Origin of the sequence: Lonsdalea quercina subsp. quercina, assembly GCF_000688695.1 — a bacterium.
Taxonomy (GTDB): domain Bacteria; phylum Pseudomonadota; class Gammaproteobacteria; order Enterobacterales; family Enterobacteriaceae; genus Lonsdalea; species Lonsdalea quercina_D.
The window spans coordinates 64,981-83,496 of sequence record NZ_JIBQ01000009.1; the positions used below are offsets into that span (position 1 = coordinate 64,981).

Annotated in this window: 21 protein-coding genes; 5 read left to right on the forward strand and 16 right to left on the reverse strand. The window is 57.7% G+C overall.

What is annotated here, in order from left to right:
• The first annotated feature begins 317 nt into the window (after positions 1-317).
• The 4 genes from rsxB to nth all read left to right on the forward strand — a co-directional run bounded on the left by rsxB (position 318) and on the right by nth (position 4,607).
• Complete coding sequence (rsxB, locus tag SB13_RS09575) at positions 318-899, forward strand: electron transport complex subunit RsxB (protein ID WP_026740141.1); 582 nt, start codon at positions 318-320, stop codon at positions 897-899.
• Between the two features lie 37 nt (positions 900-936).
• The gene (gene rsxC, locus SB13_RS09580; protein ID WP_463605555.1) at positions 937-2,835 is read left to right on the forward strand and encodes an electron transport complex subunit RsxC; all 1,899 of its coding nucleotides are present in this window, start codon (positions 937-939) and stop codon (positions 2,833-2,835) included.
• Positions 2,836-3,849 carry an RnfABCDGE type electron transport complex subunit D gene (locus SB13_RS09585; protein WP_026740143.1) on the forward strand — a complete coding sequence of 338 codons (1,014 nt, stop codon included), beginning with the start codon at positions 2,836-2,838 and terminating at the stop codon, positions 3,847-3,849.
• 122 nt (positions 3,850-3,971) lie between these two features.
• On the forward strand, positions 3,972-4,607 hold the full coding sequence (gene nth, locus SB13_RS09590; RefSeq protein WP_026740144.1) for an endonuclease III: 636 nt from the start codon (positions 3,972-3,974) through the stop codon (positions 4,605-4,607).
• Positions 4,608-4,662: 55 nt separating this feature from the next.
• On the opposite strand, the gene cysB is transcribed toward nth, so the two are convergent.
• On the reverse strand, positions 4,663-5,637 hold the full coding sequence (gene cysB / locus SB13_RS09595) for an HTH-type transcriptional regulator CysB (RefSeq protein WP_026740145.1): 975 nt from the start codon (positions 5,635-5,637) through the stop codon (positions 4,663-4,665).
• Positions 5,638-6,074: 437 nt separating this feature from the next.
• Between cysB and SB13_RS09600 the strand changes: the two genes are divergently transcribed.
• Positions 6,075-6,254 carry a hypothetical protein gene (locus tag SB13_RS09600; RefSeq protein WP_026740146.1) on the forward strand — a complete coding sequence of 60 codons (180 nt, stop codon included), beginning with the start codon at positions 6,075-6,077 and terminating at the stop codon, positions 6,252-6,254.
• A 396-nt stretch (positions 6,255-6,650) separates the two neighbouring features.
• Here SB13_RS09600 and SB13_RS09605 read toward each other — a convergent pair whose 3' ends face one another.
• The 15 genes from SB13_RS09605 to SB13_RS09675 form a co-directional block, all read right to left on the reverse strand.
• Positions 6,651-7,628, reverse strand: a complete 978-nt coding sequence (locus tag SB13_RS09605) for a type III secretion protein HrpN (RefSeq protein ID WP_081821847.1) — start codon at positions 7,626-7,628, stop codon at positions 6,651-6,653.
• A gap of 160 nt (positions 7,629-7,788) precedes the next feature.
• Complete coding sequence (locus SB13_RS09610) at positions 7,789-8,160, reverse strand: hypothetical protein (RefSeq protein ID WP_051616447.1); 372 nt, start codon at positions 8,158-8,160, stop codon at positions 7,789-7,791.
• Entirely contained in the window at positions 8,157-8,342 is a 186-nt protein-coding gene (gene hrpT, locus SB13_RS09615) for an HrpT family type III secretion system protein (RefSeq protein WP_026740148.1), read from the reverse strand. The genes SB13_RS09610 and hrpT overlap by 4 nt, the downstream gene beginning before the upstream one ends.
• Positions 8,343-8,360: 18 nt before the next feature.
• Positions 8,361-10,412: a type III secretion system outer membrane ring subunit SctC gene (sctC, locus tag SB13_RS09620; RefSeq protein WP_036150275.1), complete on the reverse strand. Its 2,052-nt coding sequence runs from the start codon at positions 10,410-10,412 to the stop codon at positions 8,361-8,363.
• Positions 10,405-10,839, reverse strand: a complete 435-nt coding sequence (locus tag SB13_RS09625) for a type III secretion system chaperone (protein WP_026740150.1) — start codon at positions 10,837-10,839, stop codon at positions 10,405-10,407. Before SB13_RS09625 ends, sctC begins: the two co-directional genes overlap by 8 nt.
• Positions 10,826-11,053 (reverse strand): type III secretion protein HrpF, encoded by a 228-nt coding sequence (locus SB13_RS09630; protein WP_026740151.1) that lies wholly within the window; start codon positions 11,051-11,053, stop codon positions 10,826-10,828. Before SB13_RS09630 ends, SB13_RS09625 begins: the two co-directional genes overlap by 14 nt.
• A 242-nt stretch (positions 11,054-11,295) precedes the next feature.
• Positions 11,296-11,892 carry a type III secretion system stator protein SctL gene (gene sctL, locus SB13_RS09635; RefSeq protein WP_026740152.1) on the reverse strand — a complete coding sequence of 199 codons (597 nt, stop codon included), beginning with the start codon at positions 11,890-11,892 and terminating at the stop codon, positions 11,296-11,298.
• Between the two features lie 25 nt (positions 11,893-11,917).
• Positions 11,918-12,550, reverse strand: a complete 633-nt coding sequence (locus tag SB13_RS09640) for a hypothetical protein (RefSeq protein ID WP_051616449.1) — start codon at positions 12,548-12,550, stop codon at positions 11,918-11,920.
• A gap of 3 nt (positions 12,551-12,553) precedes the next feature.
• Positions 12,554-13,330, reverse strand: coding sequence for a type III secretion system inner membrane ring lipoprotein SctJ (gene sctJ, locus SB13_RS09645; protein WP_026740153.1), 777 nt, complete (start codon positions 13,328-13,330; stop codon positions 12,554-12,556).
• Positions 13,331-13,340: 10 nt separating this feature from the next.
• Positions 13,341-13,709, reverse strand: a complete 369-nt coding sequence (locus SB13_RS09650; protein WP_026740154.1) for an EscI/YscI/HrpB family type III secretion system inner rod protein — start codon at positions 13,707-13,709, stop codon at positions 13,341-13,343.
• An 83-nt stretch (positions 13,710-13,792) separates the two neighbouring features.
• Positions 13,793-14,071 (reverse strand): type III secretion system major pilin HrpA, encoded by a 279-nt coding sequence (locus tag SB13_RS09655; protein WP_463605554.1) that lies wholly within the window; start codon positions 14,069-14,071, stop codon positions 13,793-13,795.
• Between the two features lie 74 nt (positions 14,072-14,145).
• Entirely contained in the window at positions 14,146-15,108 is a 963-nt protein-coding gene (locus tag SB13_RS09660; protein ID WP_026740156.1) for a sigma 54-interacting transcriptional regulator, read from the reverse strand.
• Between the two features lie 284 nt (positions 15,109-15,392).
• Positions 15,393-16,031 (reverse strand): response regulator, encoded by a 639-nt coding sequence (locus tag SB13_RS09665; protein WP_026740157.1) that lies wholly within the window; start codon positions 16,029-16,031, stop codon positions 15,393-15,395.
• 56 nt (positions 16,032-16,087) lie between these two features.
• Complete coding sequence (locus SB13_RS09670; protein WP_026740158.1) at positions 16,088-17,551, reverse strand: PAS domain-containing sensor histidine kinase; 1,464 nt, start codon at positions 17,549-17,551, stop codon at positions 16,088-16,090.
• 153 nt (positions 17,552-17,704) lie between these two features.
• Complete coding sequence (locus SB13_RS09675; protein WP_026740159.1) at positions 17,705-18,250, reverse strand: RNA polymerase sigma factor; 546 nt, start codon at positions 18,248-18,250, stop codon at positions 17,705-17,707.
• Positions 18,251-18,516 lie beyond the last annotated feature (266 nt).

Genomic DNA, 18,516 nt, shown 5'->3' on the forward strand with positions numbered 1-18,516 from the left:
TCTCATAACGGGGCGCCTGATCCTCGCCTATCCTGTCACGCAGGGGCATGCACTCCCCGTCACACACATCTATTTCCTCTTCGATTCTTCATCGTTCGATCGTCTCCCCAGACTGGCCTGCGACCACAAGTTAGACGTTCAGTCTTCGGCAGCCGTCGATGACGGGCGTTCAGGTTGTCGAACCTGGGACAATACCGGATAATACGGCGATTTTATTTTGTAAGTACTGTAATGAGCGAATACCCGCGGCTACCGGTTGGCGCCTTTTTGGCGAACGTGTCGGCTCTTACGGGCTTTACCCGACTGGTGAAATGGTGATGATGAATTTTTGGATGATGATAGCCGCACTCGGCGCACTCGCGCTGACGGCGAGTCTGATGCTCGGCTACGCCTCACGCCGACGTTCTCTGCGGCACACCCCTCCCTCCGTTGAACAGCTGGAAGACCTGCTCCCGCAGACCCAGTGCCGCCAATGTGGTTACGCGGGCTGCCGTCCCTATGCGGAAGCCATGATCCAAGACGGCGAACAGATAAATAAATGCGTGCCGGGGGGCGAGCCTCTGATGCATAAACTGGCTGAGCAGATGAACGTTGAGCCGCAGCCCTTGCCGGATGATGCGATGCCGGGCAAACCAGAACGCCAGGTCGCACGCATTGACGAAAGCCGTTGCATCGGCTGTACCAAATGTATTCAGGCCTGCCCGGTGGACGCCATTGTCGGCGCCGCACGTGCTATGCATACCGTGGTCAGCGAACTCTGTACCGGCTGCAATCTGTGTGTTTCCCCCTGCCCGACCGACTGCATTGCGCTGGACCCGGTCAAACCGACCCCCGACAGTTGGAACTGGGACCTGAACACGATCCCGGTGCGCGTTTTACAGGGGGGACATCATGTTTAATTTACTGACTGCCTTCGGGAAAAATCGCATTTGGCCCATGAAGGGCGGCGTTCGCCCGCCGCAAATGAAATCGCCGTCGGATCAGATACCGTTGCGTCGACTGCCATTGCCTGACCGACTGATTGTTCCACTCCAAGCCCATCTGGGACCGGATAGCGAACTGTGCGTACAGGTTGGAGAACAGGTATTGCGCGGCCAGCCGCTAACGCGAAGTCTCGGCGCAACGGTGCCGGTACATGCCCCCACATCCGGCACGGTACAGGCCGTCCGCTATCACACCGCCACGCATCCGTCCGGGCTGCCGGCGCTGAGCCTGATCCTGATACCCGACGGCGACGATCGTTGGGTAGAACGTCGCCCCTTGCAAGACTTTCGACAGATCGCGCCGCAAACGCTGCGCGGATATCTGCATCAGGCGGGGATCGGCGGGCTAGGCAGCGTCGGGCTCGCCACGGCTTCACCCTGGAAGGACCAAACGTGCGACATCGACACGCTCATCATCAACGCCGCCGAATCGGAGCCTTACCTCAGCGCCGATGACCGACTGATGCAAGAGTGTGCTGAGGAGCTCGCCGTCGGTATCGATATCCTTGACCGCCTCTTCGCGCCTCAGCGTATCCTGCTGGGTATTGAAGATAATAAGCCGCAGGCTATCGCCGCGCTTAAACAGGCGCTGCACGCTTCGCCACGCGTGCAAATCCGGGTCATCCCTACCCGCTATCCCTCCAGCGATGCCGCCGTGCTGACGCGAGTACTCACCGGCAAAACCCTCCACGACGGTCAGCCTTCCACCCATGTAGGCGTCTCGGTGCAGAACATCAGCACCCTTTACGCCGTGAAACGCGCGGTGATTGACGGCGAACCGCTGACCGAGCGAGTCGTGACGGTGGCGGGTCAGGCGCTTCAACAGCCAGGCAATGTCTGGGCGCGACTCGGTACGCCGGTTCGCTTTGTTCTTCGTCAGGCCGGCTATCGGGTGACCCGCGGACAACCTACGGTGATCGTGGGCGGTCCGATGACGGGATTCACGCTGCCGGAGCTGGATGTCCCGATCCTCCCGACCAGCAGCGCGATACTGGCGCCGTCACAAGATGAAATTCAGCCCGAGACGGAGGAGCAGTCCTGCATCCGCTGCGGCGAATGTGCCGACGCCTGTCCTACGGGCCTTCAGCCGCAACAGCTGTTCAAACTGATCCGCGACGACGACCATGAACAGGCGCGCCAGCATCGCTTGTCCGCCTGCATAGAATGCGGCGCGTGCGCCTATGTTTGCCCCAGCCATATTCCGCTGGTGCAATACTTTCGTCAGTCGAAAGCCGAGATTCAGTCGTGGGAACAGGAAGCCCAGCGCGCCGCCGCCGCTAAAGCGCGTTTTGTCGCGAAAAAAGCCCGGTTGGAGCGTGAAAAACAGGCGCGGGAACAGCGCCATCAACGAGCTGCAACACGTGTCGCGCCTGCACCGAAGACGCACTCCGCCCCATCGGGGGACGTTAAGCCTGCTACGGGGACGACCAGCATCACCTCCGGCAAACCCGGTGCCGCCGTCATGGCTGCCATTGAACGCGCTAAAGCTCTTCAGGCTGAAGTTAAGGTGACGCAACCGCCAGCAGCCACGCCCCATCAGCCCGCGCCGACTGCCGATGCTCTGCCGNCCCGCCCGTCGGAAAACGGAATGGAAAACGATCCCCGTAAAGCCGCCGTGGCGGCCGCTATCGCCCGCGTTAAGGCCCGTAAAGCCGCACAGCAGCAGGCGGCTTCGCCTGACGCCCCATCGGTCTCAACCGTGGAGATGAACACCCCAGCAGCGGTGGATACCGGAGCGGAAAACGATCCCCGCAAAGCCGCCGTGGCCGCCGCTATCGCCCGTGTTAAGGCCCGCAAGGCCGCGCAGGCATTGCAGAGATCTCAAACGGAACCCAAGTCTCAAGAGGAATAAATGGCTTTCAGAATTGCGAGCGCGCCGTTATTGCATCAACGGCAGACGACCTCCGGCATGATGCGATGGGTGATCCTGGCCTGCGTGCCGGGTATCGCCGTACAGAGTTATTTTTTTGGCTGCGGCACGATCATTCAGATAATGCTGGCCATGGTGACGGCGCTTGTCGTCGAGCCCATGACGTTGTCACTTAGAAGGCAGCCCGTAGCGGCCACGCCCAAAGACAACTCAGGACTTTTGACCGCGGTACTGCTGGGTATTATTCTGCCGCCGCTGGCGCCCTGGTGGTGGGCCGTTCTTGCCACGGCGGTGGCCGTCAGCGTGAAACAGCTCTCCGGGGGGTTAGGACACAATCGTCTTAACCCTGCTATGGCGGGCTATGTCCTACTGGTGCTGGCATTCCCCACCTCAATACTCCACGGTTTCTCGCTGGGCGAACCCCAAGATGTGATTAGCACGCTACAAACCCTGTTCTCCCGTCAACGCGCGCTTCCACCGTTCGAACTCTTCGGGGTCCCGTCTCTTGCGTTCAATACCGGTGTCGCCACACTCCCTGCGGGAGAACCGCTTGCCACGCTGTTGGACAACAGCACGTTCAACGGGTTTTCCGCCTCATTGCGTTGGGTGTGGATCAATCTGGCTTTCCTGGTCGGCGGCCTGTTACTACTGGCCCGGGGCATCGTTCGCTGGCAGATCCCCGTGAGCTTTTTGCTGGCGCTGTCGCTTTGCGCGCTCGCAGGTCGACAGCTTCAACCGGAAGCCTGCGCCCCGCTGTCGCTGCATCTCTTTTCTGGCTTTACGTTACTGGCGGCTTTTTTCATCGTCACCGATCCCGTCACTTCGCCGACGACAGGTAAAGGGCGTCTCCTGTTCGGCGCACTGACCGGCGCGTTGGTTTGGGTTATCCGAACCTACGGCGGTTATCCTGAAGGGGTGGCTTTCGCGGTGTTATTGGGAAATCTTGCCGTTCCCGTGATTGATCGTCTCACGCAACCCCGGATATCGTCTCATTAACGTTGAACGCTATAATGCTGGTGCTGAGCGACAATCTCGCCGTTCTGGAATGTCGTCGTGAATGCAGCGATCCCCAGCACACACGCCATTGCGGTCTTTGAAGAAGGCTTTACTGCATCACTATGAATAAAGAAAAACGACTCGCCATACTGTCGCGATTAAGGGAAAACAATCCTGAACCGAGGACCGAGCTTCATTACACCTCGCCCTTCGAACTGTTGATCGCCGTGCTGCTCTCAGCGCAGGCCACGGATGTCAGCGTGAATAAAGCGACCGCCAAGCTATATCCGGTCGCCAATACGCCCGAAGCCATGCTGGCGCTGGGTGTGGATGGCGTGAAAAGTTATATCAAGACGATTGGGTTGTTTAATAGCAAGGCAGAAAACGTGATCAAAACCTGCCGAATGCTGATTGAACACCATCAGGGGCAGGTGCCTGAAAATCGGGCTGCACTAGAAGCCCTCCCCGGCGTCGGCAGAAAGACGGCGAATGTGGTGCTGAATACCGCGTTTGGCTGGCCGACTATCGCCGTCGACACCCACATTTTCCGCGTGTGCAACCGTACCGGTTTTGCGCCCGGTAAGACGGTGGAGCTCGTTGAGGAGAAACTGCTGAAGGTCGTGCCAGCGGCATTCAAGGTGGACTGCCATCACTGGCTTATCCTGCACGGGCGCTATACCTGCATCGCCCGCAAACCGCGCTGCGGTTCCTGCTTGATAGAAGATCTCTGCGAATACAAAGAGAAGGTCGACGTCTGAGGAGGAGTTTTCACGGCCAAGAGTGAATCCTTTGGCCGTGAGAGACACTGCGCATTTATTTGACGGGCAACACCACGTCTTTAAACATCGCTTCGATCTCTTCATTCGAGCGCAGCGCGATGGCGGTATCCACCACATCACGCGTCAAATGAGGGGCAAAACGCTGGATAAAGTCGTACATGTAGCTACGCAGGAAAGTGCTGCGCCGAAAACCGATTTTCGTGGTGCTGTAACTGAAGATATCGTCGGCATTCAGTTTGATCAGGTCGGGATCCGTCTGCGTATCGACCGCCATATTCGCGATAACCCCCACGCCAAGTCCCAGACGTACATAGGTTTTGATGACGTCGGCATCCGTTGCGGTGAAAACGATCCGCGGCGTCAGTCCCGCGCGGTTAAACGCCGTATCCAACTCGGAACGTCCCGTGAATCCAAAGGTGTACGTCACAATCGGATAAGCCGCCAGCTCTTCAATAGTAATATTGGTTTTGGACGCCAGCGGATGATCGGGCTTGACCACCACGGCGCGATTCCAGTGATAGCAAGGCAACATGATCAGATCTTCGTACAGATGCAACGCTTCGGTGGCGATGGCGAAGTCGGCCGAGCCTTTTGCCACCGCTTCCGCGATTTGAGTAGGCGAGCCTTGATGCATATGTAAAGACACGCGTGGATAGCGATCGATAAAGCCTTTGATCACGTCTGGCAATGCGTAACGCGCCTGCGTATGCGTGGTGGCGATATACAGCGATCCCTTATCGGGATAGGTATGCTCACCAGCGACCGCTTTAATGGCTTCGACCTTGGACAGCACCTCGCGGGCAATACGGATAATCTCCTGCCCGGCAGGCGTCACCTGTGTTAAATGCTTCCCGCTGCGTGCAAAAATCTGAATCCCCAACTCATCTTCCAGCATCCGGACTTGTTTACTGATGCCCGGCTGGGAGGTGTAAAGGCCTTCCGCTGTAGAGGATACGTTCAGGTTGTGATTAACAACTTCAACAATATAACGAAGCTGTTGCAATTTCATAATTTATCCCATTCCAAATTGAATAGTGCGCACGACATCTTATGTTTGGACGTTTATTGCAATGACAGACTACTACATCAACTACAACGGCATAAATCTCTGCCATATAAATGCAATTTAATCATAAGCACATTTTTTATATAACTTATTTTTTACTTTGTTCGGAAAAATTCGACTTATCAACGCCATGTTACCCCATGCCAAGTTTCCCGGCTTCAGGTAGATGGCGCGACTTTTCGTCAAAACCCAAAAAAACGCTGTTTTTTTGACCTTGCACAGTTTTTGAATTTATCGAAATAGACGTCCGGGCCGAGTTTCACATCCGGCCGCAGAGAGAGGAAGGTGATGAAGAGAAGAAAGCGCCTCAAGCGAGGAGACAATCTCTTTCAGCTTTTGTAAAATGTTAACATCTCGTAAAACAAATCAACGATCACGTCATGAAAAAAAACAAACGATTCCGCCGAATCGCCCTCATTTTGCTGCTGTTGCTCATCTATCTTTATCGCGACACCCTTAATCCCTTCAAACCCGACTGTTCTGCCAAAAATCCACAGGCGTCTCAGTTGGAAGAGTGCAAAAAACCCATCAAAGAAGTCGCGCCGGGGTTTGAAATTTAGATCCCCCTCGCACAGCCCTGCTCAGGGCTGAAATAACAGCGAATGAGGAGAAGCAACGACGGTATCCTGACCACCGCGGCGGCTTCTCGCTCTCAACACGGTCGGCTCAAGCGCCGATCAGCCGTATCCAAAAGCCGATTTTCACAGGAATGACGCCCGTTTCCTGACAACCCCGTCTCCGAGCACGATGTGCATCGATGACACGCGCACATCGCTCGCGCCGCACGAAAAACCCCGGCTGAGCCGGGGTGAAGAACTGAACTGTATGCCAGAAAATGTCCCCGCCGTCGCGTCGCCCTCAGACTGCACCGCTGCGCTATTACCTCTATTCGGCAAGCGCAAAAGGACGTCTTTCGGAGAACAAGGCTTCCGACAGTCATCCGCGCCAGCCAGCGATTAGGCCGCCAGCTTTGACAGCGACAGGTTGGTGATCTTCTCTCCGGCGACCGCCGCATCAATGCCCAGCAGGGAACCGCCCGCGCCGCGCAGATTCAGATTGGTGTTGCCGTTATCGCCTCCCAGCGCGCTTTTCACCATGCCGACGGCCTGTTTAAACTTATCCATACTTTCACTGGTCATTCCGTCGTCATCCGGCTTGCTTAGCGCCTGCGCCCAGCTTTTGTCGTCCTGGACCGGCGACGAGGCGTTATCTTTCTGGTACTCGGGTTTGCCAAAAATTTCAGGATACTGGTCCATGAGCTGACCGATAACCTTGGCCGTGCCGCGATCCTCTTTGTTGACGAAGTTGCGATCCACGCCGTCACGATGGGTGTCGATATTATTCAACGCTTGCAAACCGGCATTTTTGCCGACGCCGGAACCGACCGCGTTCCCCAACTGGGTGAAGTCAGAGGTCGTGCTCAGTCCCTGAAGACCGTTGCCGCCGAGCGATAGCGAGGACGACGTACCGGCGCTGCCGCCTGCGTTATTCCCCAGCAGTAGCGTCAGCGCATCTTTCACCCCTTGGCTATAGGCTTCTTTGTTAGCCGGGGTCGCCTGACTGTCGCTCAGCAGCGCACCGCTATTGCCGCTCTGACTCAGCGAATTGACCTTATCGCTGCCGAGCAGATTCTCCAGCGCCTTGGCAAACAGTTTATCGACGGCTTCCGTATCCTGGGTGTCGATGGGAGACAGTCCGCTTTTCGTTCCGGTGCCGCCGTTCTGTAAACCATTTTGCGTATTGTCTGACTGGCCTTTGCTGGCAAACATCAGGGCCGTCAGCAGGTCGGCCAGCTTATCGATGGTGCTGCTCAGTTGATCGGCGCTGCCGCCCTGTGTTCCCGTCCCGCCGGACAGAGATCGGTAACTATCAATCCCCGAGGTTTGAGATCCGAAATCCGCGCCAGGCGTGGTCTTGATTGATATTTGAATCATGCTATTTCCTTATCCATTTGATGAGTCGTGGCAATGTCCTGCTATGACGTGCGCAACACCGCGTCATAACGCCAGTACCTGCGGCAAACGCCTGCGTGGTACTGCTAAATGAGTGACCCAAGGCACAAAACAGTTCCTCTTTGTGATGATTTCCTCGCGATCAATCCGTTCTTTCCAGCTCTTCAAACTCCACGCCCGCCAGCTGAAACAGCTCACGCACCACCTGCGGATATTCCACGGCCGGTTGCCGAAGCAGCCATCCAATCGTCAGCACGTTGGTTTCCCGCAGGAAGATGTGGGCGCCTTCGGTCTCGGCGTCACGGTCGTAGCGACGACTCAAAATCTGTCGCAGCAGTCCGGGATATTGCCTGCCCGGATCAATCGACAGCTCCAGCGCCCAGCCGTCGATCTCCCCGAATTGGAACCGCAGTTCAATGCCGGACTGCGGCAGCCAACGGGTCGGCTGCTGACGGTTCATGGCGGCGATAAACGCCGCGCCGCTCTCAACATCGGTTAAGGTACTCTCCGTCATGGCAACGCAACCTGGGTAAAGTCAGCCACGCCGGTGCGCAGGTCCGGCTGCCACCAGATCACCAGTTGATGGTTTTCCGGCTGGGGACGACAGGAAACGTCCGCACACTGGGCCGTCGGCGTTTTAGCCGCACAGGCGCTCAGCAACAGCGCAAAACAGCACGAGAACAACTTGGGATACATGCTTTTCTCCTTGAGGCATCAGGGTTGGATCAGGGAAGGACGCGTCGGCGCAGCCAGACGGGCCGGCAGCAGCGCAAGGTAGACTTCGGTCGACTGTCCCGGCGCCAATGTCGTTCTTGGCCAGGCCGCGACCGCCAGCGTGCGACGTCCTTGGCAGGTTGCCTCATCAAAACGCAGTGGCTGCAACCCGCGGTTTTTCACCACGCCAACCGCCAGCGTGACGGCATCATTGCTGTACCACTGGTGACGGTCGCTTTCGTAGACCAAACCGCGCGCGCTTCGGCAGACCTCGTTCAGGCGACTACCCGCGCTATCGGCGTGAAATCCGGCGGGCGTCTGACCGCTAGCCAGATCGCGCAGCGCATTCTCCACCATGCCGTAGAGATCGGTTTTGCTGTTGCGCTGCGTGACTCGCCCCATCACTGCCTGTAGCTGCCGGCGATTATCCTGAGAAACAAAGCGAGTCGGATCGTTCTGATCGCCAATGAGATGCGGCGTGAGGATAAACAGCCGCTCGCGTCGGGAGACCTCATGCCGCCGGGAGGTGAACAGTTTGCCAATCCACGGGATATCGCCCAGTAACGGCACCCTTCGGTCCCGATCGCCGCTCTCCTCGACGTGAAAACCGCCCAGCACCAACGCGCGATTTTCGCCAATCAGCGCCTGGGTGCTGACCGTCCCGCGTTTCACCCCGGCGGCATTGCCCTCCGCGTTCGTCTCCAGCTGTCCGTCCTCGATGTCGATCACCAGCTGGATGCTGCTCTGGTCGCCTTTTCCGATCACCCTCGGCGTCACCTGCAGGCTGGTACCCGCCGTGACCGGCTGAATGTCGGCCACCCGTTCGCCGGTCGCGGTAATAAAGGCGGTGCGGCTGAAGTCCACCACCGCAGGCTGATTTTCCAGCGTCAGCACCGAGGGGTTTCCCACAATTGAGGCGGTGCCTTCGCCTTCCAGCGCCTGAATATCGGCGAAGAAACGTTTGAAATCGCTGACGAAGAGCGTGCTGGAGCCGGACATCAGACTGGCGCCGCCGGTGACCGATCCCAGCTTGCCCTGCCAGTTCGCTTCCAGCCTCGAAAGCGCCGTGCGGTCGACGTCGAGGATTACCGCATCGATATTGACCAGATTTTGCGGAATATCGATGCTGTCGATGAGCTGCTGATATTCCGGGCGCCGTTTCTCGTCATCCCGAATCAACAGCGCGTTATTGCGCACGTCGGCAGAGACCTTGCCATCAAGCGCCGGTTTGCCAGCACGGCTGCGGGGTGGCGTGCGCGTGGCCCAGCGCGTCAGCACGTTGCGCGACTCGCTCTCCATCGCTTTGTTGGAGTAGCCGGTTGCCGGTTCGCCCCCAGCCGCCGCATTAGCCCCGCTGTCGGCGGCCGTTGCCCCGACGGGCGGAGTCCGATTGCCATCCATTAACTCGCTCAAAATGGTGGCGACGCCTGGGATCACCAGCGTCTGATCGCGATAGTGGATAGTGCGGTCGGACACCGAAGCGAAGCGCAGCGGAAAATTCATCACCTTGTGGCGCTCTTCCCGACTTTCACGTTTACGGGCGAAGGTGCTGACCAGATTGACGTACTCCTGAGGCCCGGTGACCAGCACCACGCCCTCCTCCGGCAGCTCTCCCCAGCCAAAGTGCGGGTCGAGCAGCCCGATACCGGTCAGCGCCTGCTTCAGATCGGGCGCTGCCTCCGGCGAAATCTCCAGACTCACCGATGTTTGTTCGTCCTGTGGACTGACATACAGCGTGTTGCTGTACACAAACCATTGAAAATGGTGCTCCAACGCCAGCCGGTCGATAAAGGCCACCGGACTGTCGGCCCGAATTTTACCGTTGACCTCGCTATCAGGGAGCTCACCAAGCCTCAGTTCAACACCGTGACTGTCGGCAAAATCCTGTAACACCTGCGATAAAGGCGCCTTTTCCGCCGAATAGGCGTAAGCGCCCTTATTCCACGACGACGGCGTGGCGGCATGCGCTAACGGCACCATCCCGATCAACACCAGCGACCAGCACAACAGGCGATAAAGAGTGAATAGAAATGAACAGATCAGGTTACGCATGCCAATCTCCTTGCGACCAGGCCAGCGTGTGTAGGTTAGTGACCGGGAGGGCGGCTTTGCGGCGTTCCGGAAGCAACAGTCCCTGCCAGGCATCCCGCTGGTTCACCAAGGTTTCCAGCGCGCGGCAAAGCACTTGAGGCTCATCCGGCTCGTGACGCATCAGTAGCCAGAGCTGTTTGTCCCCTTCGGCGTAGGCCAGCGCCGCCGCCTGCCAGCCAAAGCGCCGCAGCGAGGCGGTTGAAAACACCAGCGCCCGCTGCAGTAAGGCATCGTCCACCTCGTTCCCCGACGTCAACCGCGCCGAACAGCCGATGCCGCGCGGATAGCGGGTCAGCAAAACCGGCCCGCTGTCAATATCAAGCGAGAGCGGGCCGTCCACGCTGTTCAGCCAGTGCTCGATGAGGTGGATGAGCTCAGTTGAAGTCATTGATGATGGCCTTGGCCAAACCGTGTTTCACGCTCAGTAGCTGTCCGGTCGCCCAGTTGGCGTTGGCGTAGTCCATGCTGGCTTCAAAAAAGGCATGACTGTCCGCCATGTTTGCGCCCCCTTCCGCCACATTCAGCGCCATCGCATCCAGCTGCGACTGCGCATCCACAAACGCGGTATCCAGCCGACGCTGTAATCCCACCGATGAAGACATGATGCGTACTCCTGTGAGTTGTTGAACCTGCCATTAGGTGGTCAGCCATCGGCGGTGGTTCCAGAGGAGGGAAAAAGTTCGAACGAGGAGGCACATAGTAAAAGGATCGGGGCATAACACTCGCCACGCCGATCCTTCAACATCATGCTCAAAGGATCGGCATCCCATCAGCATGCGGGGGCCGACGGGCGATGAGCCGGTGAGGCGTCGGGAAGTCCGACGCCACGCGACGGCCGTGTAGGCTAAGGCGTAGAAGCAGGGGCAGGGATCAGCTGTTCCACCGCGCGGCGCCAGCTCAGGTTCATTACGCCCTGAGGCGTCATGAGCTGCAGTTCATCTTTATTCAATACGTCGTCGATGGCGAGTTGCCACCCCAGATGCGTGTGGTTTTCCAGCCAGTTCGCCACCTGCGTCTGCTGCTCGGGATGACAATACAGCACGCCGCGCCCTTCGCCGCTCTGATGGCGTAACAGCTGACGCAGTAACGCGGAGGTGCGCTGCTCGTCCGGTACATCTTGCACCAGCTGGCGCATCGCGTCATTTAGCACCTGACCCGCCTGTTCGGCCATAAAGGCCTCCATCTGCGCCCTTTCCTGTTGCCATCCGCGCAGGATGTCGTCCGCCTGTTGCATAAAACGCGCCTCGGCCTGCCGAATCGTCCGCCCCGTCTCGGCCTCCGCCCGGCTCTCAGCATCCGCCAGCAACGCCTTCGCTTGCCGTTCGGCGGTCTCAATCACCTGGAGCCCACGCTGATGTTGCTGTAGTCGATCCGCTTTGATGACCGTCTCTTCCTCGGTATCCCTACCCGTCACCAGCCTCAATTGTTTTCGTGTCAGCATACAGATTCCCTTTTTTCCATTTCACTCAAGCCTCTCTTCTATGACGAACAAACACGCCGACGTCGTCACCGTCCGGCGCAGCGCTAAGGCGCGCTTTCCATATCGCAGCGTCGCACAGCGCGTTCACTCGACTTTCGGGCAACGCCGCTGCGGGCGTCTCCTCAACACCGACGCTCCATGAGCGGGGAAATAGCAGTCGAACACGCGGCCAGGCGGCTGCAGATAAACAATGCCGCAGCAGGCAAAGCGCATCGCTCTGCCGCCGTGCGGTAAAACTCAGGTTTTCGGGCAGCCAGAGCCCCGGACGCAATGCTTTCGCCAGTCGTCGGCACCATTGCGACGGCGCCGGCGGCAGGGGGTGCTCCGGCGCACGGCAGACGGACGCGATCAGCTCAAGCGCCCAGACGCGCTGGTCCGGCGTCAGGGCGATCAGTGCCCACAACGCCTCCGAGGGCGGCTCCGGCAGGCTTTCCGGCAGGCTCCAACGCGCGCGCAAACACGCATGCTGATGCGGGGCCAGACTCTCCATCGCCGTTCGCCCTCCCGCCAGACCGGCATCGACCTGCCAGCTGCCGTCCGCCTCCAGGATGCAGCCGTAGGCCCACCAGCGGACCCATCTCAACTGCGCCTCCCGGCTCATTCCCTCGAGGAGCGTCATCGGTCAGGACTCCTGCGTCGGCGGATTTTTACGCGCTTTCTGTTGCCGCCACCAGGGCTTCGCCATAAATCCACCCACGCCTCCCGCTATCACCAGCGCCAGAAAAAAACCGGCCCACAGCAGGTGATTGAGCCCTTGCGGCGTCAGCGTCAGCGGTCCCAGCGAGACCGTTTGCACGCGGTCCTGATAGGGCTTAGCCAGGGAGAAAACGATAGACAAATCTTTGTCGCTTTTTCCGCTCAGCCCCGGAATGCTGCTGGCGACCATGCGCCGAATGCGCGGCCTGATGCTATCCGGATCCAGATCAGCGCGATGCTTGATGAAGACAGCCGCCGAGGCGGGTTGAATCGGCTCGCCGGGGGCAATACGCTCCGGCAGGACCACATGAACGCGAGCGACCACAATGCCGTCGATCTGGCTAAGCGTGGACTCCACTTCTTGCGACAACGCATAGATATAGCGGGCCCGCTCTTCCAGCGGCGTTGAGATCACCCCGGTTTTCTGAAAGACCTCGCCCAGATTGGTTCGGTTCTGCCTCGGCAGCCCGGCGGCATTCAAAATATTCACCGCTCGCTCGATATCGTAGGCGTCGATCAGCAACGTAATGCCGGTTTTATCGATGCTTTTCTCAGCATCAATGTGATAGCTGCCAAGCTCAGCAATCACCTCGTTGGCGTCGTTTTCCGACAGGTTGCGATACAGTTCCACTCGGTCGCCACATCCCGTCAGAATCCAGACGAGCAGCAGGAGCAACCCGCGTTTGAGCGCACAGTGACGCATGGCTTCAACCTCACTGTAAATTAGTCAGTTTTTCAAGGCTTTGTACGCTTTTGGCCACGACTTTCGCGTTGAGCAAACTTTCGAGATAAAACGAAGACAATGTCCGCGTGGCGTCCATCACATCCTTGGGATTATTGCTATTGATGCTTTTACCGACCTGTCGTTCGGCTTTCTGCCGAAGCCCGTCGAGATGGCTGGAACGGCCAGCCAGCGCATCAATCCAGACGGCATTGCCCTTTTCCGGCTCATTCGCCGTCGCGCCGGGCGAGATCGCCGCGCTAAACCACGATACGTCTTCCGCCGCGGGCGCCGTCGTCACGTCTTGTCCGCCCATGCCCGAAAAGGCGTGGCTCGCACCTGAAATCTGAGAAATTTTCATCCTGTTTCTGCCTCTTACCGATGAAATTTCACCTATAAAAAACCGGGGGAATCCCCCGGCCATTCGATTAGCGATAACGGCGATCAGAACTGGATCGACTTCGCGGTTTTGGTGCTGGCGTTCATCGCTTTTGATGCCGAGTCCATCTGCATATCGGCGATGGAGTTCATCGCATCTGTTTTCATTTTCTGGCTCTGAGCCGCCGTGGTCATAGCGGTGGTTTCCGCCATGGTTTTATCCAGAGTCTGCATTGAGGCCAGGGATGCGGCACTTGAAAGTCCAAACATGTTGTTATCTCCAGTGAAATAAGGTCGTTGAGAGTGTGATGAACCGGATGACGACGACCCTGTCATCGTGTTCATCTATTAAGTAGGAGATAGCGGTCAACGGTTCCGGATGAACACAACTTTTTCGCAGCCAGCCTACCCGCAGCCCGTCAGAAATCACGCGAGGGGACCTTCAACAGCTTCAGACGGTGATAGAGCGTACGTTTTGGGATCCCCAGCTCTGTCACTACGTCGTCGATGCAGTGGCCGTTACGCCGCAAGGCATCCTGAATCAGAAATTTTTCAATGCGCCGCAGTCGGTGCTTGAGCTGCGTCGGCGCCGTCCCGGCCTCAGATCGGGATGCCAGCGGGGATAGCCCGAGCACCCAGCGTTCGGCCGCAGCCTTAAGCTCACGCAGGTTGCCCGGCCAGCTATGGGTCAGTAGCCGTTCGTGTACTTCCGCGCACAGGGCGGGCACCGGGCGCTGCAGCCTTTCGGCGGCGGCGCGCGTAAAGCGCTGAAACATGGGTAAGATGATGTCACTGCGGGAGCGCAGCGTGGGCAGTTGGATTTTGACCGTATCAAGACGAAAATAGAGGTCACGACGAAAGCGCCCCTCCTCCACCAGTTTGATAAGCGGCGTCTGCGTCGCGACGATCACCCGCATATCCACGGGTTTGAACTGCGTACTGCCCAGCCGCTCGATGCCGCGATTCTCCAGCACGCGCAGCATCTTGGCCTGTAACGTCAGCGGCATGCTGTCGATCTCGTCGAGAAACAAAATGCCTTTATCCGCGGTCTCCAGGTAGCCGGCGCGCGAGCGGTTGGCGCCGGTATAGGCGCCGGACACCACGCCGAACAGTTCACTTTCCGCGAGATTTTCCGGGACCGCGGCGCAGTTGACCGCCACCAGCTGTCCTGAACAGCCGGAGAGCCGATGGATTCGACGTGCCAGCGTATCTTTTCCGGTCCCCGTCTCTCCTTCAAGAATGATATCGACGTCCAGCGGAGCGATATCGTTGATTAAGGCGCCTAACTCGGCATGAATATCTTCTTCCTGGCTCTCAAAAAAGGTTCCGCAATCAATATAGGGAAGATGTCGACTCGATACATGACGGTTTCTGATGCTCATGACAACTCCTGTACCCTTGGGGGCTATCCTTATCTAGGCGGCCACAGTCAATGGCCTAGCCTGCGACTTCATTATTATGCTTACGATTTCTTAACGATTCACGCACAAAAAAAAGTAACACCTTACGGTTACTTGACGAAGCCGCTAAAGCATTACTGTCATCGCTGTTTTAAACCATCAGTCAACTGCTGAAGTTGCTGTAGGAATAAATGGTGGAAAAGTAGGAAAATCCTTACCCAGAAGTTTTGAGTGGTTATTTTTCAGGCTGGGACTTCAGCGCCGTACTACGGGATCAGTCGTTGGCTTAATGCGTATTTGACGATATCGACGTTGGAAGTGAACTGCATTTTTTCCATCAAACGCGACTTGTGGGTGCTAACCGTTTTGTTGCTGATGGCAAGCGCCTCCGCGATCGCATTGACGCCCATTCCCTGCGCCAGCATGATCATCACCTGATGTTCGCGCGCCGTCAGCACACTGTGGCTGGGGCGATCGTCCGTCAGATAATCCGCAAAAACGATTTGCTCGGCGATGGTTTGGTCGATATAGCGCGCCCCCTGCGCCACTCGACGGATCGCGATCAGCAGCGCCTCCGGATCTTTGTCTTTAGTGATGTAGCCCAGCGCGCCGCTTTTGAGCACGCGTCGCGCAATCTGCGGCTCGCTATACATGCTCAGGACCAAAATGGGCAAGCGCGGATACTGCGCCAATACCCGAATAATCAGCTCTTCTCCGCAGATGCCCGGCATGCTCATGTCCAGTAACAGCAGATCGATTTCAACCTCTCGTAACGTGGTCAGCACCTGCGCCCCATTTCCCGCCTCCGCCACCACTTGCAGCGTTTCGTCCAATGCAAATATCTGTTTTAGTCCCTCCCGCATGATGACGTGATCGTCGGCGATCATTAATCGGATGAGTTTCATTCAGTAAATCTCCTAAGATGTTGACCGTGTTTTCCCTGCTATCTTGTCGTGCGGTGTTAGCGTGCGACGGCACGCTGCGGGAACATCATGCGGATCAACGTACCGCTGCCGGGCTGGCTGGTGATCGTCACCTCGCCGCCCAACATTCTTCCGCGCTCTTTCATGCCCATCAGGCCAAACGTGTTGGGCTTTTGCTCTCGGGCGTCGAAGCCCTTGCCGTTATCCTGCACGCTTAGCACAATCAGCCCCTCCCGGTTTTCGAGCGCAATGACCACCTCGCTGGCGGCGGCATGGCGAGCGATATTGGTCAGCGACTCCTGCACCACACGAAACGCGGCGGTCGCGCACTCGTCATTCATCAACACCTCGGGTTCCGGCGCATGCAGCTGGCACTGGACGCCGTATTGACGGACAAAGTCATCCCGTAGCCACTCCAGCGCCGGCGTCAGCCCCATGTCCAGCACGTTCGGACGCAATCGTGTCGCCACATTCCGCACAACCTGGATAGTCTTATCGGATAGCGCCATCAGATTCTGTAACGGCGTCAACAATGAAGGATTTTCTTTCGCGAATTGCATACGCAGCAGCGACAAGCCGATACGCATAGACGTCAGGTGCTGCCCCAGTTCGTCATGAATTTCCCGGGCAATGTGCTTCCGCTCCTCCTCCCGGGAAATCTCACGCTGGCGCGTGAGTAGCCGCAGCTGACTGTGGGATTCCTCAAGCCGTTTCTCCGCATATCGAATCGCGGAAATATCGCGTCCGACGGTGAGAATAGAGGACAGCTGGCCGTTCTGGCCGAACTCGGGGACGCAGCGAATATGGTGAACGGCGCGCGGTTTATCACCGAGCTCCTGCGTACCCTCCTCCAGCTCCCCCTCCACGCTGCTCTGCGTGTCTACGACCAACTGCACCAGCTGCTGAATATGCTGGGCGCAGCAGGCGTCGGGCATCAGATCGGTCAGCCGATGGCCGAGCAGCTGATCGGCGGTGAATCCCAGATGGGTCAGCGTGGCCGGATTCGCATACTGGCAGGTCATTTGCGGACCAAATCGGACGACCAGATCGGGCGTATTTTCCACCAGCGCCCGGAACTCTTGTTCTCGCGCATAGGCGATATTCTCGATGTGTTTGCGCTCCCGGATATCTCGCACGACGCACATACTGTATTTCCGTCCCTTATGGATGAAATGGTTGACGCTGACCTCGACCGGAATCACCGCGCCGAATCGGCTGATATGCTGGGTTTCAAACGTCAGCCCGCGCTTCCAGTCGCGCCAGCTGTGCTGAATCAACTCCGCGCTCCGGCAAGGATCGATATCCCAGAGGTACATTTCCTGAAACTCCTGCTGGCTGTAGTGCAGCGTCCGACAGGCTTCGGCATTGACGTAACAAAACTGGTTATGCTCATTGACGATGTAGATCGCGTCTTTGATCCGGCTGAATGCGAACGCGACAAGTTCCATCGGTGGAACCTCCTCGGAATGAGGGGATTCAGGGGACGTTGGGGGGTATAACATAGCCATCTCCATGCTGTCGCAGATCTACCCGGACGCCGACTCGGCGCCACGGGCAGTACGGGGTTACAGTCATCTCCGGATGACAGGGTCTGTAACCGGGTAATCAAACTGAATGACAAGTGGTTCTCTTTTGCCGCGAGGTCAGAGAAAAGCTCAGGCGTCTACGGCCTGACGCAGGAAGCCCCTGGCACGGGAAAGGCGAGACCGCACCGTACCGATCGGCATGTCTAGCCGTGCGGCAATATCCTGATAGCTGGCATCGGAGTCGACCAGCATCACGAGCATGTGTCGGGTCTCCTCCGGTAAATGCGTACTCGCCGTCAGCACACGATGCAGGGTATGGCCCCACTCGATGATGCGGCTGGGATCGCTGTCGCAGGAGAGCTTTTCCAGTTCGTCCTCGGCGGCTTCGTGTAGGTGCGCTTTCGCCTGTTTGTAGTGGTTGCGGACAAGGTTCAGCGCAATGCCGAACACCCACGTTTCCGGACGCGATGCGCCGGCGAATTTTTCGCGATTTCTGAGCACCTCCAGGTAGGTCATCTGCTGCAAGTCTTCCACATCCTCTTTGTTAGCCACGCGTTTACGAAGGAAATTTTGCAGGCGTTTGCCATGCTGCCGAAAGACCTGTTCCCAGTCTACAGCCTCAGGATGAGATTCAATCGTGCAGACCTTTTCCGGTGACAAAACAAGTGTTTCCATTTGCTGGTTCTCCATGGTTGCGCCGTGAGTGGCGCACAGGAGATAGCAAGGCGTATGCCAGCGAGAAAAACATTATCAACAGGTTGTTTTTGCTTGATTTTTTATTATGAAACACAGCCCATTCGCGCCACATTTTGCCGGGGCGCATTGACCAAAATGCAAACGATTGCAATCACACTGTCATCCCTGGTCCGCGCATTTAGTGACAATAAAAACGATAGGGACCAATGCGGGAACCAGATTTCTCTTAACGCCACATAACCGCA

Excerpts from the sequence above, each read along its gene's own strand:
- SB13_RS09670 (WP_026740158.1), bottom strand. The coding sequence starts at position 17,551 with ATGTTATACCCCCCAACGTCCCCTGAATCCCCTCATTCCGAGGAGGTT.
- SB13_RS09610 (WP_051616447.1), bottom strand. The coding sequence starts at position 8,160 with ATGACGGAGAGTACCTTAACCGATGTTGAGAGCGGCGCGGCGTTTATC.
- SB13_RS09660 (WP_026740156.1), bottom strand. The coding sequence starts at position 15,108 with ATGAGCATCAGAAACCGTCATGTATCGAGTCGACATCTTCCCTATATT.
- rsxB (WP_026740141.1), top strand. The coding sequence starts at position 318 with ATGATGAATTTTTGGATGATGATAGCCGCACTCGGCGCACTCGCGCTG.
- SB13_RS09625 (WP_026740150.1), bottom strand. The coding sequence starts at position 10,839 with ATGACTTCAACTGAGCTCATCCACCTCATCGAGCACTGGCTGAACAGC.
- SB13_RS09665 (WP_026740157.1), bottom strand. The coding sequence starts at position 16,031 with ATGAAACTCATCCGATTAATGATCGCCGACGATCACGTCATCATGCGG.
- SB13_RS09650 (WP_026740154.1), bottom strand. The coding sequence starts at position 13,709 with ATGAAAATTTCTCAGATTTCAGGTGCGAGCCACGCCTTTTCGGGCATG.
- SB13_RS09585 (WP_026740143.1), top strand. The coding sequence starts at position 2,836 with ATGGCTTTCAGAATTGCGAGCGCGCCGTTATTGCATCAACGGCAGACG.
- SB13_RS09640 (WP_051616449.1), bottom strand. The coding sequence starts at position 12,550 with ATGACGCTCCTCGAGGGAATGAGCCGGGAGGCGCAGTTGAGATGGGTC.
- SB13_RS09655 (WP_463605554.1), bottom strand. The coding sequence starts at position 14,071 with ATGAACACGATGACAGGGTCGTCGTCATCCGGTTCATCACACTCTCAA.
- SB13_RS09600 (WP_026740146.1), top strand. The coding sequence starts at position 6,075 with ATGAAAAAAAACAAACGATTCCGCCGAATCGCCCTCATTTTGCTGCTG.
- hrpT (WP_026740148.1), bottom strand. The coding sequence starts at position 8,342 with ATGTATCCCAAGTTGTTCTCGTGCTGTTTTGCGCTGTTGCTGAGCGCC.
- cysB (WP_026740145.1), bottom strand. The coding sequence starts at position 5,637 with ATGAAATTGCAACAGCTTCGTTATATTGTTGAAGTTGTTAATCACAAC.
- SB13_RS09605 (WP_081821847.1), bottom strand. The coding sequence starts at position 7,628 with ATGATTCAAATATCAATCAAGACCACGCCTGGCGCGGATTTCGGATCT.
- nth (WP_026740144.1), top strand. The coding sequence starts at position 3,972 with ATGAATAAAGAAAAACGACTCGCCATACTGTCGCGATTAAGGGAAAAC.
- sctL (WP_026740152.1), bottom strand. The coding sequence starts at position 11,892 with ATGCTGACACGAAAACAATTGAGGCTGGTGACGGGTAGGGATACCGAG.
- SB13_RS09630 (WP_026740151.1), bottom strand. The coding sequence starts at position 11,053 with ATGTCTTCATCGGTGGGATTACAGCGTCGGCTGGATACCGCGTTTGTG.
- SB13_RS09675 (WP_026740159.1), bottom strand. The coding sequence starts at position 18,250 with ATGGAAACACTTGTTTTGTCACCGGAAAAGGTCTGCACGATTGAATCT.
- sctC (WP_036150275.1), bottom strand. The coding sequence starts at position 10,412 with ATGCGTAACCTGATCTGTTCATTTCTATTCACTCTTTATCGCCTGTTG.
- sctJ (WP_026740153.1), bottom strand. The coding sequence starts at position 13,330 with ATGCGTCACTGTGCGCTCAAACGCGGGTTGCTCCTGCTGCTCGTCTGG.